The sequence below is a fragment of the Haloactinospora alba genome (assembly GCF_006717075.1).
Classification (GTDB): Bacteria; Actinomycetota; Actinomycetes; order Streptosporangiales; family Streptosporangiaceae; genus Haloactinospora; species Haloactinospora alba.
Genome location: NZ_VFQC01000001.1, coordinates 1,143,282 through 1,157,961 on the forward strand (window position 1 = coordinate 1,143,282; position 14,680 = coordinate 1,157,961).

The following is a 14,680-nucleotide window of genomic DNA, read 5'->3' on the forward strand; positions in this document are numbered from 1 at the left end:
ACGGATGCGCACGTGGAATAGAAGGCCAGGTCAAAGAGGACGCTCCCCGCGCACGCGGGGATGGACCCACGTGCCACCGGAGAGCGTTGTACAGCCGACGATGCTCCCCGCGCACGCGGGGATGGACCCCGATGTCGCGTACTTCGAATGGTCGATTCCCCATGCTCCCCGCGCACGCGGGGATGGACCCTGGCGACGCGATACCCACACCGATCCGTGACAATGCTCCCCGCGCACGCGGGGATGGGCCTATGTCTCGCCCACGCGGGGCGAGGAACGTTCGGGGCAGGTGCGCGGTCTTCTTGTTGGCCGGATCCGGCCAACAAGAAGACCGGAAACCGACTGCAAGACTCTCCTGTCTCTTATTGAATCGTGGCATGACCTCTTCCGGAGGATCTTTCCTCTCTACGGACGACCTTTCTGACGCGGCACGCCAGGTTTGGGCGAAACACAACCAGGACGACAAAGCATGGCTTCCGCTGCGGCGGCACATGGCAGATAGCGCGGCGGTAGCGGGAAGGTTGTGGGACACCTGGTTGCCGTCTCAGGTCCGTGAGCTGATCTCGACAGCTCTCCCCGGCGGTGCCGCCGACGCGCGCAAGCTCGCCGTGTGGATCTCCGCTGTCCATGACTGCGGGAAAGCTACCCCCGCCTTCGCGTGCCAAGTGGACGGACTGGCGGACAAGATGCGCAGGGAAGGTCTGACCATGCCTACCGGGAGGCAGCTTGGCGAGGACCGCAAACTGGCACCGCACGGGTTAGCGGGACACGTACTGCTGCGGGACTGGCTGGTCGAACGCCATGGTTGGCGAGTACCGGACACGCACCAGCTCACAGCAATCGTCGGTGGTCACCACGGAGTTCCTCCGTCCAACAGTGCTATCAAGGACCTGGCCGACCACCCCGAACTGTTGCGTGCGCGCGGCAGCGAAACGGTGTGGAGCCAGGTGCAGAACGAACTGCTCGACTGGACGGCGAACGAGTGCGAAGTTCTGGATCGGCTTCCCCAATGGGCGAAAGTAAAGCTTCCCCAGCCGGCTCAAGTACTGCTCTCCGCACTGGTCATCGTCAGTGACTGGATCGCCTCCTCACGCGACTACTTTCCTTATACCGCCGACGCTTCGCCCACTGACCCGGACCGACTCGATAACGCGTGGGCGGCGTTGAAACTACCTCGACCCTGGCAGCCGGTTCTCCCGCAAGAATCCGTCCCTGACCTGTTCGCGTCCCGGTTCGACCTTCCCTCTGACGCCACCGTTCGTCCGGTGCAGGAAGAGACCGTACGCGCCGCCCGGGAGATGCGCGCTCCCGGAATGGTCATAGTCGAGGCACCTATGGGGGAGGGAAAACCGAGGCCGCTCTCGCGGCGGTCGAGGTCCTCGCCGCACGCACCGGCGCGGGCGGGTGTTTCGTCGCGTTACCGACCATGGCTACCGGAAACGCGATGTTCCGGCGGCTGACCGCGTGGTTGAAACGGTTGCCGGACCAGAGACCCGGCCGTGTGGGACACACCGTCGCACTCGCCCACGCGAAGTCCGGTCTCAACGACGACTACACGAGACTCGCCCGCGAACCCACGTACCCCAACGCCGACATAGCTCGGGATGACCCTGCTGGTCGGGATGATCCCGCTGGGAAGAAAGACAAGGGACACCGGCGCGCATCCGCCGAGCTGGTCGCGCACCACTGGCTGCGCGGACGGAAGAAAGCCATGCTGTCGTCGTTCGCGGTCGGCACGATAGATCAGCTTCTTTTCGCCGGGTTGAAAACCCGACACCTCGCGCTGCGTCATCTCGCGCTCGCCGGGAAAGTCGTGGTGATCGACGAGGCACACGCCTACGACACCTACATGTCCACCTATCTGGACCGGGTGTTGTCCTGGCTCAGCGCCTACGGAGTCCCTGTCGTGGTATTGTCCGCCACCCTTCCCGCGCACCGGCGCCGGGAACTGGCAGCCGCATACACCGGCAAGGAAGGTCCCGACCTCACCGCAGTGCAAACAGCTCGGGACTATCCGCTTATCACGACGGTGGGCCCGGAACAGCGACCCCGGATTTACGCCCCCACTGCCTCCGGACGTCGTACCGATGTCGAACTGGAACCGCTCAATGACGATTACGCCACTCTCGCGCAGCGGCTTCTGAACGAACTGCGGGACGGCGGCTGTGCCGCAGTAGTACGCAATACTGTGGCTCGCGCGCACGAAACGGCACGTCACTTGCGGAATCACTTCGCGGGCACCGGACTCTCGGTAGAGGTCGCCCATGCCCGGTTTCTGGATCTGGACCGTTCCGAGAACGACGAGCAGCTGCTCAGGAGTTTCGGACCACCGGACAAGAACGCTGAATCGGGAAGAGAACGCGCCGTTCCCGGACGCGTCGTGGTCGCTACTCAGGTAGTGGAACAGTCCCTGGACCTCGACTTCGACCTAATGGTCACCGACCTCGCCCCTGTTGACCTGATGCTCCAGCGCATGGGGCGGCTCCACCGACATGAGCGAGGTGAGGGGCAGTGCGAGCGCCCCCGCCCACTGCGTACCGCCCGGTGCCTCGTCACCGGTGCCGATTGGAACAGCAGTCCTCCAGAGCCGGTTCGCGGTTCACGCACCATCTACCGGCCCTACCCGCTGCTGCGGGCCGTGGCGGCACTGGAACCCCACTTGTTCGGAGCTGGTCGTGAGGGAACCGTCCGCCTGCCCGACGACATCAGTGTCCTCGTCCAACAGGCCTACGGGGAGGAGGGAATCGGCCCCGAGGAATGGCGCGCCGCGCTGGAGGAGACACACGCCGGACACGTCCGCGAGCAGGCGGCGCAGGAGATGAAAGCCGACACGTTCCGGATCGCCGCTCCCGGAAAGAACGGGCGCGGTCTCGTGGGGTGGGTGGACGCTGGTGTGGGCGACGCGGATGACAGCACCACCGGACGAGCACAGGTCCGCGACAGCGAGGACAGCCTCGAGGTGCTTGTGGTGCAGCGTCGGACTGACGGTGTCCTGACCACTGTGCCCTGGCTGTCCGGTTCGCTGGGTGGCCGGGAGCTTCCGACGGACGCTGTTCCCGCCCCCTACCTCGCCAGGAGCGTCGCGCGTTCCGCGCTGCGGCTCCCGTTCCCGTTCACTGTCTCAACCTGTCTCGACCAGGCCGTATCCGAACTCGAGGAGAACTACTTCCCCGCCTGGCAGGCCAAAGAGTGCCACTGGCTGGCGGGAGAGCTGATCATGATCCTGGACGAGAACTGTCACACCCGCCTGGCAGGCTACGGACTCACCTACTCCCGAAACGACGGTCTCGAGATTCACTATGCCGAATGACCCTCCCACCTCCTTTGACCTTGTTGAACACCCCTGGATTCCGGTCCAGAAAGCGGACGGGACCGAGACGGAGCTGTCCCTGTACCGGGTCTTCCAGCAGGCGCACACGCTCCAGCGGGTGGTAGGCGACCTTCCCACCCAAGAGTTCGTTCTTGTCCGTTTGCTGCTCGCGGTCCTGCACGACGCTGTCGACGGTCCGGCTGACCCCGAAGAATGGCAGGAACTGTGGGAGGGGGGAATACCGCTGGACCAGGTCGGAACCTATCTCGCAAAACATCGTGAACGTTTCGACCTGCTGCACCCCGAAACCCCGTTCTTCCAGGTAGCTGACCTGCACACCGCGAAAGGCGATGTTTCCCCGCTGGAACGAATCGTCGCCGACGTTCCCAACGGAGCACCGTTCTTCACGATGCGGGAAGGTGGGATAGATCGGCTCACTTTCGCCGAGGCCGCACGCTGGGTGGTACACGCGCACGCCTACGACCCCTCCGGAATCAAATCCGGGGCAGTGGGCGATCCCCGGGTGAAGAACGGAAAAGGATACCCCCAAGGGGTCGGCTGGGCGGGAAACCTCGGTGGAGTATTCGTGGAGGGGAGGAACCTGCGCGAGACCCTGCTGCTGAACCTCATCGCCACCGACACGGACCATCTGCGGGCCGACGAGATGGACCGGCCCGCCTGGCGGTTCGATCCGCCCGGTGCAGCCCCACTCGGCGGAAGAGAGCAGGTGCTGCGGCCCTACGGAGTGCGTGACCTCTACACGTGGCAGACGCGGCGGCTGCGTCTGCGCTGCGACGCCGACGGTGCCTACGGGGTGGTGTTGGCCTACGGGGACCCGTTGTCCCCGCACAACGCCCATGACCGAGAGCCGATGACCGGATGGCGGCGCAGCCAGACACAAGAGAAGAAGCTCCGCGAACCACTGGTGTACATGCCCCAGGAGCACAACCCTGCGCGCAGTGCTTGGCGCGGTCTCGCCTCCCTGATCACTGGTCGTAAGCGCGGCTCTAATCAGCACCAGGATGCGGCCGGAAGCCTGCGGCCACGTGTACTCGACTGGGTCGCCCGGTTGGCCAATGAGGGGTACCTCGACGACAGGTACCTCATCCGCTCACGGGTCGTGGGCGCCGTTTACGGCACTCAGCAGTCCGTCATCGACGAGGTGGTCGACGACCGGGTCACGATGAAAGTAGTGCTGTTGCACGAGAGCGCTCCCAATCTCGCCGCAACCGCCAAGGAGGCGGTTGCGGACGCGGACAGTGCCGTTGCCGCGTTGGGTCAGCTCGCCGCCGACCTGGCCCGGGCAGCGGGTATCGATGCCACCACTCAGCAGGACACGACCCGCGACCGGGGGTTCGGCATCCTCGACGGTCCGTTCCGCGAGTGGCTTGCCTCCCTGGCCCCGGACACGGATCCGGACGAGCGGCGTGCGGTCTGGCAGGACACCGTGCGCCGTCTCGTCCGTTCCGAAGGCGCCGGTCTGATCGAACGCTCCGGAGAGGCCGCCTGGAATGGCCGGATCGTGGATACCAAGAACGGCCAATTATGGCTCAGCGCTGCCTACGCCGAACGGCGATTCCACCGCACCCTGGCCGCGGAACTTTCCAGGACCACGCAAAGCGACACGACCGAGGTGACCGTATGAGACACGAAGGCGTAGGCGAAGGTGAACGCCCGGAACTCGGAGTGGTGGGAAAGGGTGTGCACGCGCGCGTCAGTAAGCTGCAGCGCGGATACTGCGCCGACAATCCCACAGAAGTAGCGGAACTGGCGCGGCTCCGCAACGGCGCGGGCAAGCTTCCCGAGAACACCCCTTGGTTGTGGGGGGAAACCTACGCCCCCGAAGAGCATGCAGACTCTTCCTGGTCCCTGGAACGGGAGGCACAGGCGGAGAAAGCCGTACATATCTCCCTGACGCTCTACGCGCTGCACCAGCAGTCATGGAGTACGAAACACATGCACCAGGGGCCGGTGTGGCGGGCGGGACGCCGCCGGGACCGCGTACTCGGATGGGCGATGCGTGAGCTCATGCCCGACGGCGAGATCGACGAACCGCTGCGGCGGCGCTTCATCCACGCCAGCACCGCCACCACGGTCACCTCCCTCGCGCACCGACTGCGTGCACTCGTGCAGCTTCTACGCCGGGAGGGCGTCCCCCTCGACTACGGAAAACTCGCCGACGACCTGATGACCGCCCAACGGCCCGGCGGGCTGCGTACTGTCCGTCGCGCCTGGGGACGTGGATTCGTCTCCTACCGCCCCGCCGAACAACCCGACAGTTCCGATGACGACCCGGACAAGGACAATCCGTGACGCGAACCATTCTCGATGTGCACATACTCCAAACGGTGCCGCCGAACAACATCAACAGAGACGACACCGGAAGCCCCAAAACCGCCTATTACGGTGGGGCGCTGCGCTCCCGTGTTTCCAGCCAAGCCTGGAAACGCGCCACTCGCTCCGACTTCACCCGCCTGCTCCATCCAGCCGAGTTGGGAACCCGCACCAAACGCGTCGCCGAGTTCCTGACGGAGCACATCGAGGAGCTCGATTCCTCCATCGAGCGGAACGAAGCTTGGAAACTGGCCGCCGAGACGATCAAAGCGGCCACCGGTTCCAAGGTGGAGCCACCCAAACGGTCCGGTAAAGAGGAGAAAGAAGAGGGGGACGAGGTAGCTCCGCAGTCCTCCTACCTGATGTTCCTCAGCGCCCGGCAGCGCGAGGCGCTCGCTCAGCTCGCGGTGGAAGGCCGCGACGACATCACGGGCTTCTTCAAGGACAAGGAGAACAAGAACAGGGCCAGACGCGCCGCCGACACCAACCATTCGGTGGACATTGCGCTGTTCGGTCGGATGGTAGCCGACGGTGCTGACATCAACGTCGACGCGGCGGCCCAGGTCGCCCACGCCATCAGCGTGCACGCGGCCGAGAACGACGCCGACTACTACACCGCCGTCGACGATCACCAGCGGGACGAGGAATCCGGTGCGGGCATGATCGGCACGATCGAGTTCAACTCCGCCACCCTGTACCGGTATGCCGCTCTCGATGTGGACCAGCTCCGGCGCAACCTCGGTGAGGGCCTACGCGAGGGGGAGGACACCACCGAACCGGTGCGCCGCGCCGTGCGAGCGTTCCTGCACGGGTTCGTGGAATCCATGCCTACCGGAAAAATCAATACTTTCGGTAATCACACTCTTCCGGAAGCAGTGATAGTCAAGCTCCGGGACGCTCGCCCCGTCAACTTCGTCAGCGCGTTTGAGGAACCCGTGCCGGAGGAGGGTGGCGGGTACCTGCGCCAGGCGTGCCAGCGGCTCGCCACCCACATCCCGGAAATCGAACGGAACTACGGGATGGAGGAGGAAACGCGGACATGGGTGTTGCGGATCGGTGGGAGCACCGCGGCTCTTGACGGGCTCGGAACCACCGTCACGATGAACGAGCTAGCGGAAGAAGCCAGCGCAGAAGCGGCCGGGAACTGGACGGAAACCAATTGAGTGTTCTCGTGTTGCTGCTGGCAGGGCCTCTCCAGTCGTGGGGCTCCTCGGCCCGCTTCGCGCGACGAACCACAGGGCAGGCCCCCAGCAAAAGCGGAGTTCTCGGGCTGCTGGCTGCCGCGCAGGGCCGTGACCGCACCGCTGACCCATCCGATCTTGCTCAGCTGCGCTTCGGGGTGCGTGTTGACCAACGCGGTACCCGAATCCGCGACTACCAGACCGCTCACCGCCCCGACACGGGGGAAGCAATGCCGGTATCCGAACGGTTCTACCTCGCTGACGCCGTATTCGTCGCTGGAGCGGAAGGCGACGACGATCTTATCGGCGAGCTCGACCGCGCACTCCGGGAGCCGGCATACCTGCCCTACCTGGGACGGCGGTCCTGCCCGCCGTCGCGTCCCGTTGCCCTCGGGCTACGAAGGGAAACAACCCTCGAGGCCGTACTTCGTCGGGAGGAGTGGCACGCCGCCGAGTGGTACCAACGCCGGCACCGGAACGAACCCGAGGTGACGCTCGACTGCTTCCTGGACGCGGCAGAGGGCGACCGGGAGGTTGACAGCGTGCGGGACCTGCCACTCAGCTTCGACCCTTCACACCGCCGTTACGCCCTACGCGGTGTGACGAGGCGCGGAGTCGCGGTACCCAACCCCAAAGCTGATCCCCCTGACCACGACCCCATGTCCGCTTTGGAAGGCGACTGATGTACCTCACCCGTTTCCGCCTCAACACCGCACGGATGGGGGCGCGCAAACTGCTCTCCTCCCCACAGCGCATGCACGCGGCGGTTCTCGCGGGATTCCCGGAGCTTACCTCCGCCAGTTCCGGTGAGGGGCGTGTTCTGTGGCGCGTCGATCGCGGCGCCAAAGCCAAAGCGTTCCTTTACGTGGTCAGCCAGGAACGGCCGGACTACACCCATTTGGTGGAGCAGGCCGGATGGCCCACGTTGGAAGGCGGATGGGAAACCAGCGATTACACACCGTTCCTGGAGAAGTTGACCGCTGGTGATGTGTGGGCGTTCCGGCTGACCGCCAACCCCGTGCACAAGGTACGCACCTGTGATGGCCAGGAGGACACCAAAACGACACCGCACATCACGCAGCACCACCAAGCGGAATGGCTGCTGCAGCGTCAGGAGAAGGCCGGATTCCGGGTGGTGCGTAAGGCAGCCGGGGACCCGCACCCGGACGGGGAGGGCGAGCGTGAACTGTTGGTGCACGACCAACGTCGGCTCGAATTCCGTAAGAAGCGGGGCGACAAGAGTTCGGTCAGCCTGAGTGCTGTGACCTTCGATGGCCGTCTCGAGGTCACCGACCCTGAAACGTTGCGTCGGACACTCATCCACGGACTCGGGCGTGCCAAAGCTTACGGCTGTGGGCTGATGACCCTGGCACCCTCGGAAAGCTGGTCGCGATGAACGTGAGCCGACGCGGAGCAGTGTCCCCCCGAGAACTCACCCGGGTAGCGGACCGGCTCTCCTTCCTGTATCTGGAACGCTGCACAGTCCATCGGGACGCCAACGCGATCACGGCGGAGGATGCCGACGGGATCAGGCACATTCCCTCGGCGACTATCGGTGTGCTCCTGTTGGGGCCGGGAACCCGTGTCACACACCAGGCTATGAGTGTCCTTGGTGAGAGCGGGGCGGGAGTCGTGTGGGTGGGAGAGTACGGAGTGCGGTGTTACGCCGGCGGCCGTTCCCTGACCAGGTCCTCGGCGTTGGTTGAGGCACAGGCCAAGGCATGGGCGAACCGTAGGACGCGTCTGGAGGTTGCCCGTGCGATGTACGGGATCCGGTTCCCGGATGAGGAACCGGCCCGTTACACCCGGCGGGAAATTCTTGGTCAGGAGGGTGACCGGGTCAAGGCCTGCTACCGGAACGAGTCAGCGCGTACGGGTGTCCCCTGGTACGGCCGTAACTATATTCCGGGTGATTACAGTTCCGGCGATCCGCCCAACCAGGGAGTGACAGCGGCGGCTCAGTGCCTGTACGGGATAGCGCACGCTGTTGTCGCCGCACTCGGATGCTCACCGGGATTGGGTTTCGTCCATTCCGGGCACGAGATGTCTTTCGTCATGGACATAGCCGATCTGTACAAGACGGAAGTTGGCATACCAGCGGCTTTCGATGTTGCTGCGGAAGGGCCTGAGGATATCGGGGTCCGGACCCGGAGGCTCGTCCGGGACCGAGTGAACGAGCTCGGCCTGCTTGACCGGTGTGTCAGTGACATTAAGCGACTGCTTCTTCCGGAGGGAACGGGTGACTCCATGGATGGCTCCGTAGATCAGGTCAACTTGCACTCCGACCGCGGTCCCGAACTGGAATCGGGCCTGAACTACGGCTCGGGTGAGGAGCCCGATGGGTATTGGGAAGTGATCTGGTGACCGTCATCGTCCTTACCCACTGTCCAGAGGGTTTGCGGGGGTTCCTCACTCGTTGGCTTCTGGAGATCTCCCCGGGTGTGTTCATCGGCGGCCCCTCGGCTCGGATCAGGGAGGCTCTGTGGTCGGAGGTGTGCTGCTACGCGGGCCAGGGACGTGCTCTATTGGCGCACAGCGCTGACAATGAACAGGGGTACGCCTTCGAAACGTTTGAGCACAAGTGGGAGCCCATCGACCACGAGGGAGTGACGCTTATCCACCGCCCGCATCAGCGCTCGAAAGCGGACAGGCGGAAGGGGTGGAGTAAGACGGCGAAACGCCGTCGTTTCGGTAAGAGCTGATCGAGGAACGTGTGTCCTTTATGTGTAGTTTTTGGTTTATGTCCAAATTTCTAGAAGTTGCATACACAGCCCTACAGGCGCGATGAAACTCCAGGTCAACGAGGATGCTCCCCGCGCACGCGGGGATGGACCCGGGTGTTGGTTCCGGAACGTTCTGGGACTGCTGATGCTCCCCGCGCACGCGGGGATGGACCACCAGCATGTCGAATGGCGCGTTGTGAAGAACATGCTCCCCGCGCACGCGGGGATGGACCCGAATTCCATCAGCTGATCCGGAGTCCCGTAGGATGCTCCCCGCGCACGCGGGGATGGGGCTGGTAACCGGGCCCGGCTCGGTGGTGTCCGGGCGCGGGGTGAACGCGCCCGGACAAACGGGGTCAGGAGTAGGCGACCTGGCCGTCGAGAACGGTGAACAGGGCGCCCGCCCGGTTGAGCCCCTTAGGCGGAAGGGTCTCGATGTCGTGGTCCAACACCACCACGTCGGCGAGCTTGCCCGGAGTGAGCGACCCCAACCGGTCCTCCAGCCCCAGCGTGTGGGCGGCGTCGCGGGTGTGGGCACGCAGCGCCTCGTGCAACGTCACCGCCTGTTCGGCGCCGATGTCCTCGCCCTCCCGGGTGCGGCGGCACACCGCGTTGCGGACCGTCTCCATCGGGCGCAGGCTGGACACGAACGAGTCGCTGGACAGGACCGGACGCAGTCCCAGGTCCAGCTCCTCCCGCATCGGCTGCAACCGGTGCGCACGGTTGCCGAGCCTGCGCAGGAAGTCCCCGCCGCTGTCGTGCAGGAAGTTCGGCTGGTTCACCGGGATCACGCCCAGGTCGCCGAACCGTTTGGTCTGCTCCGGGGTGGGGTAGCCGCAGTGTTCGATCCGTGGCCGGGCGTCGCTGTCCCCGGCCGCCACCGCGGCCGCGATCGCTTCCAGGGAGTGCTCCATCGCCGCGTCGCCCTGGGTGTGGATGCCGACCTGCCATCCTTCCGCGGCGGCCCGTTCCACCAGCTCACGGAGTTTCTCCGGCGGCCAGTACAGGCTTCCGGGGAACTCGCCGTTCTCCCCGTAGGGTTCGGAGAACCGGGCGGTCCCGCCCAGCAGTGACCCGTCACAGTAGAACTTCATCGCACCCAGTCGTAGCCACTCGTCCCCGAAGGGGCCGGAGAGGCCGAGTGCGGTCAGCTCGTCCAACTGGTGGGACAGCGGCATCCCGACGGTGCGCAGCGGCAGGGTGCCGGAACGGTAGGCGGCCTGGTAGGTACGCAGTTCGCGTTTGGACACCTGGGGGTCGCACACGGTGGTGAGACCGGACGACAGGTACGGCTGTCGGGCGTCGGCCAACCAGCCCAGCAGGTGCTCCGCCGGCAGGTCCGTGTGGAAGTTCGGGCCGTGGCACCCCACGTCCACCGCCAGCGGCAGCAGCAGCTCCATCGCGGAGTCCACCACCATGCCGGTCAGCCGCCCGCCGGCGTCGCGCAGGAACGCGCCGCCGGCGGGGTCGGTGACGTCCTCGGTGATCCCCCGCCAGCGCAGCGCGGCACTGTTGGCCGCGGCCTGGTGCCCGGAAACGTGGTACACGATGACCGGGTGCTGGGTGGTGGCCTCGTCCAGCAGCTGGCGCGAGGGCCTGCCTTCCGGGTACTTGGCGTCGTCCATCCCGAACGCCCGGATCCACTGCCCGGCCGGCGTACGTTCCGCCTCCCGGGCGAGGGCTGCCACCAACCCGGCCACACTGGTCACCGCCGGGTAGCTGGCGTCCACCGCTGCCAGGGACTCCGCCGTGGACAACAGGTGGTTGTGTACGTCGATGAAACCGGGGAGGGCCGTGCGCCCGCCCGCGTCGATCTCGGTGGCGCCGGGACCCGCCGCGGCCCGTGCCAGTGTCTCGTCGCCGACCGCGCGTATCCGGCCGTGGACCGCCGCGAGCGCGCTGGCACGCGGAGTCGTGTCATCCATGGTCAGAACCTTGGCGTTGTGGATGAGAAGCGCGGGTTCGTTCGGGGAGCGCACGGTCGGGATCCTTTCGGTGTCGGGAACAGGGGTTCCGCGGCGGAACGGTCAGGCCACCGTCTCGGAAGTGTCGGCGGTCTCGGACAGCACCGGTTCGTCCGTGTGGCGCGGTGCCTTGAGCAGGCAGCCGATGCTCAGCGCCGCCATCGCGACGAGAAGCCCGGCGACCGGGTAGATGCTGTCGGTGGCGGCGAGCAGACCGGTGCAGGTGATGGGGGCGAGCCCGCCGAAGATCGAGCCGGCGATCTGGTATGTCAGCGAGACGCTGGTGTAGCGCGCCTGCGGGGGGAACATCGCGGCGAGGATGGTGGCCATCGGTCCGTACGTGGCCGCCATGGCCAGTCGCATGATCGACAGCGCCAGGAAGATCGCTGCGGTTCCGGCGCTCATGGCGAGGAACATCGGGGTGGCGAGCGCGGCGACACCCACCAGGCCGACGACCACCACGCGGCGCGCTCCGACCCGGTCGCCCAGCCAGGACACGCCCAGGGTGGAGACGAGCTCGACGAACGCCGCGACCGTGAGAGCGTTCAGGACGACCGCTTCGCTGGCTCCGACCTCGGTCGTCGCGTAGGCCTGTACGAACGTGGTGACAACGTAGTATCCGCCGACGGCGATCGGCAGCGTTCCCAGGCCGAGCAGCAGCGCCTTCCAGGAGGAGCGCACCGCCTGCTTCAGCGGAAGGGCCTGCTTGCCGGGCTGGCTGTCCTCCTGCACGGCGTTGAAGACGGGGGACTCCTCGACCTTGAGCCGTACGAACAGTCCGACCAGCACCAGTACCGCCGAGGCGAGGAACGGGAGCCGCCACCCCCACGTGTGCAGGATGTCGTTGCCCAGCATCTCCACCAGGCTGAACGCTCCCGTCGCCAGCAGCGCACCCGCGGGGTTGCCCAGCTGGGCGAACGAACCGAAGAAGGTCCTGCTGCGTTCGGGGGCGTGCTCCACCGCCATCAGGACGGCGCCGCCCCACTCGCCACCCACGGCGATGCCCTGTACGAACCGCAGGAGGACCAGGAGAAGGGGAGCCACGAACCCGACCTGCTGGTAGGTGGGCAGCACCCCCACGGCGAACGTGGCCACGCCCATCATCAGGAGGGTTGTCACCAGGGCGGATTTACGTCCCAGCCGGTCACCGAAGTGGCCGAAGACGATCCCGCCCAGGGGGCGGGCGAAGAACCCGACGGCGAACGTCGCGAACGACGCCATGAGTCCCACGAGCGGGTCGGTGCTCTTCGGGAAGAAGAGTTCGCTGAACACCAGGGCAGCTGCGGTGGCGTACACGTAGAAGTCGAACCACTCGATCGTGGTTCCGACGAACGCGGCGATCGCCGCGCGCGCCGGATGGCTGGAGGGATCTGCGGTGTGGTTTGCCAAGGTTGCTCCGTGTGTCCTGTCGCGCCTGAGGTCGGTTCCGACCCCGAACGGTGCGGCGGTGCCGGGTCTGACCTGCGATTCGTCATATGGCGGTGTGACAATAGACACCAGCGCAACCAGCGGGAAAGGACGAATACGACAATGTGGAGTGTTATTACTGTGCGTACCGCACAACGCTTGTTGTAGGCGAGACAGGTTGGGGGAGTGGTGCCACTCACTGTTGGCGATCTCGCGCGCCAACCCGGGCTGCAGATCCGGGTCGTGGCCGGCGGTGCCGGACTGGAGAACGAGGTGCGCTGGGCGCACGTAGCCGAACTGTCCGATCCCGTCCCCTGGCTGCGCGGTGGCGAACTCGTACTGACGGTCGGCCTCGGGGTGGGATCCAGCGCCGAGGAGCAGCGGGAGTACGTGCGTCGGCTCGTGGCCGCCGGATGCTGCGGGCTGGGGTTCGCCCTGGACACCTGGATCAGCCACATTCCTCCGGTGGTGCAGGAGACCGCCGAGGCTCACGGGTTCCCCCTGCTGTACGTGGAGGGTGAGACGCCGTTCGTCGCTCTGGTCGAGGCGGTAGCCGAGCACTACGCTCGCGAGCGGTTGCACGAGCAGCAGCGCGTGCTCAGCGCACAGGACGCGATGGCCCGTGCGGCGCTGCGGGTCGGATCCGCCGGGGTGCTCCGGGAACTGGCCACCGCCACGGACAGCGACGCCGTCCTGCTCGACGCGGGGGGGATGGTGCGTGAGACCGCATCCGGAGGGGAACGGGAATGGCACGCCACCGTCCGCGCGGCTGTCGCGCCGAGCAGCCCCCGGCCACGGGGGATGACGCTCCTGGAGGACGGCGAGGCGACCGTGCTGCTGCAGAGCCTGGGCGTGAGCGGGACCGCGCTGGGATGGTTGGCACTGCGTAGCCTCCCACCCCTGTCAGCGCACACCAGGATGCTCGCCAACCACGCCTCCTCCCTGCTCGCGGTGGGGCTCCAGGGGGACCGTACGGCTCGCCGGGAACGGCACCACGAACGGGAACGCCCCCTCGCGCTCCTCCTGGACGGGAACTCCGCGACCCGCCTGGAACCGGATGCGACGCGTCTGATTCCGCTACCCGCCCCTCCGGTCGAGGTGGTGTTCTACCCGGTCTCGCACCCGGAGGAGACGCGGGACAGCGCCGCGGACACGCTCCAGGACGTTCTGGGGGACACCCGGGCGGCCGACCGGGTGGCGATGTGCGCTCTTCCCGACGGCCTCGTCGTTGTCCTTCCCGGTTCCGGAAACGCGCGGCCGCGGTTCGGGGAACGGCTGCTCACCGCACTGTCCGCGACCCCCTCCGCCCCCTCGTCGGCCGGTGCCTGCGACGCCCACGGCGCACGGGAGCTCCGCAACGCGGTCCAGCGGGCTCGTAGAGCCGCGGCCCACGAGCGGGGGTACCACCACGTCGCCGACACCGAAGCGTGGCCGCTGTTGCTGCGTGCCCTCGACCCGGAGTCCGCGGCGGAGTTCCGGACCGTGGTCCTGGGCCGGTTGCGCGAACACGACGAGCGCAACGGCACCAACCTCGTCACCTCGTTGCGCTGCCTGCTGGAGCACGACGGCAACATCGAGGGTGCGGCGCGCGTCCTGGGAGTGCACCGCAACACACTACGGGCGCGGCTGCACACGGCGGAACGGATCTCCGGCCGCTCGTTCAGCGGTCAACACCGCATGGAACTCTGGCTGGCCCTCCTGCTGGACCAGAGTGCCGAGCCGGAGAGCCCCATCGAGTCCTCGTGATCCCGTGGGGGAGCG

General features: G+C 66.4%; 12 protein-coding genes. 10 read left to right on the forward strand and 2 right to left on the reverse strand.

Translation table 11 applies throughout. The features are described 5' to 3' along the window. Window positions 1-377 precede the first annotated feature (377 nt). From FHX37_RS23960 to cas2e, 9 genes are read left to right on the forward strand one after another with little or no spacing between them, the layout of a single operon-like run. Window positions 378-1,460, forward strand: coding sequence for a CRISPR-associated endonuclease Cas3'' (locus FHX37_RS23960; protein ID WP_342777594.1), 1,083 nt, complete (start codon window positions 378-380; stop codon window positions 1,458-1,460). Next, window positions 1,427-3,310 carry a CRISPR-associated helicase Cas3' gene (cas3, locus tag FHX37_RS23965; RefSeq protein WP_342777595.1) on the forward strand — a complete coding sequence of 628 codons (1,884 nt, stop codon included), beginning with the start codon at window positions 1,427-1,429 and terminating at the stop codon, window positions 3,308-3,310. The genes FHX37_RS23960 and cas3 overlap by 34 nt, the downstream gene beginning before the upstream one ends. Continuing rightward, on the forward strand, window positions 3,300-4,955 hold the full coding sequence (gene casA / locus FHX37_RS05255) for a type I-E CRISPR-associated protein Cse1/CasA (RefSeq protein ID WP_141922422.1): 1,656 nt from the start codon (window positions 3,300-3,302) through the stop codon (window positions 4,953-4,955). Before cas3 ends, casA begins: the two co-directional genes overlap by 11 nt. Beyond that, window positions 4,952-5,623, forward strand: coding sequence for a type I-E CRISPR-associated protein Cse2/CasB (casB, locus tag FHX37_RS05260; protein WP_141922423.1), 672 nt, complete (start codon window positions 4,952-4,954; stop codon window positions 5,621-5,623). Before casA ends, casB begins: the two co-directional genes overlap by 4 nt. Then, window positions 5,620-6,807, forward strand: coding sequence for a type I-E CRISPR-associated protein Cas7/Cse4/CasC (gene cas7e, locus FHX37_RS05265; protein ID WP_141922424.1), 1,188 nt, complete (start codon window positions 5,620-5,622; stop codon window positions 6,805-6,807). The genes casB and cas7e overlap by 4 nt, the downstream gene beginning before the upstream one ends. After that, entirely contained in the window at window positions 6,804-7,508 is a 705-nt protein-coding gene (cas5e, locus tag FHX37_RS05270; protein ID WP_141922425.1) for a type I-E CRISPR-associated protein Cas5/CasD, read from the forward strand. Before cas7e ends, cas5e begins: the two co-directional genes overlap by 4 nt. After that, window positions 7,508-8,221 (forward strand): type I-E CRISPR-associated protein Cas6/Cse3/CasE, encoded by a 714-nt coding sequence (cas6e, locus tag FHX37_RS05275; RefSeq protein WP_141922426.1) that lies wholly within the window; start codon window positions 7,508-7,510, stop codon window positions 8,219-8,221. Before cas5e ends, cas6e begins: the two co-directional genes overlap by 1 nt. Next, on the forward strand, window positions 8,218-9,189 hold the full coding sequence (gene cas1e, locus FHX37_RS05280) for a type I-E CRISPR-associated endonuclease Cas1e (RefSeq protein ID WP_141922427.1): 972 nt from the start codon (window positions 8,218-8,220) through the stop codon (window positions 9,187-9,189). Before cas6e ends, cas1e begins: the two co-directional genes overlap by 4 nt. Beyond that, entirely contained in the window at window positions 9,186-9,527 is a 342-nt protein-coding gene (gene cas2e / locus FHX37_RS05285; RefSeq protein WP_141925032.1) for a type I-E CRISPR-associated endoribonuclease Cas2e, read from the forward strand. Before cas1e ends, cas2e begins: the two co-directional genes overlap by 4 nt. Before the next feature lie 377 nt (window positions 9,528-9,904). On the opposite strand, the gene FHX37_RS05290 is transcribed toward cas2e, so the two are convergent. Next, window positions 9,905-11,527, reverse strand: a complete 1,623-nt coding sequence (locus tag FHX37_RS05290; protein WP_394344474.1) for an amidohydrolase — start codon at window positions 11,525-11,527, stop codon at window positions 9,905-9,907. A 48-nt stretch (window positions 11,528-11,575) separates the two neighbouring features. Beyond that, window positions 11,576-12,901 (reverse strand): MFS transporter, encoded by a 1,326-nt coding sequence (locus tag FHX37_RS05295; protein WP_141922428.1) that lies wholly within the window; start codon window positions 12,899-12,901, stop codon window positions 11,576-11,578. Between the two features lie 207 nt (window positions 12,902-13,108). On the opposite strand from FHX37_RS05295, the gene FHX37_RS05300 reads away from it, so the two are divergent. Then, a complete protein-coding gene (locus FHX37_RS05300; protein WP_141922429.1) occupies window positions 13,109-14,665 on the forward strand; it encodes a PucR family transcriptional regulator in 1,557 nt (518 codons plus the stop codon). Window positions 14,666-14,680: the final 15 nt, after the last annotated feature.

What these genes read in the sequence shown, in the direction of transcription:
- cas1e (WP_141922427.1), top strand. Translation starts at nt 8,218, where the DNA reads ATGAACGTGAGCCGACGCGGAGCAGTGTCCCCCCGAGAACTCACCCGG.
- casB (WP_141922423.1), top strand. Translation starts at nt 4,952, where the DNA reads ATGAGACACGAAGGCGTAGGCGAAGGTGAACGCCCGGAACTCGGAGTG.
- FHX37_RS23960 (WP_342777594.1), top strand. Translation starts at nt 378, where the DNA reads ATGACCTCTTCCGGAGGATCTTTCCTCTCTACGGACGACCTTTCTGAC.
- casA (WP_141922422.1), top strand. Translation starts at nt 3,300, where the DNA reads ATGCCGAATGACCCTCCCACCTCCTTTGACCTTGTTGAACACCCCTGG.
- cas3 (WP_342777595.1), top strand. Translation starts at nt 1,427, where the DNA reads ATGGCTACCGGAAACGCGATGTTCCGGCGGCTGACCGCGTGGTTGAAA.
- cas6e (WP_141922426.1), top strand. Translation starts at nt 7,508, where the DNA reads ATGTACCTCACCCGTTTCCGCCTCAACACCGCACGGATGGGGGCGCGC.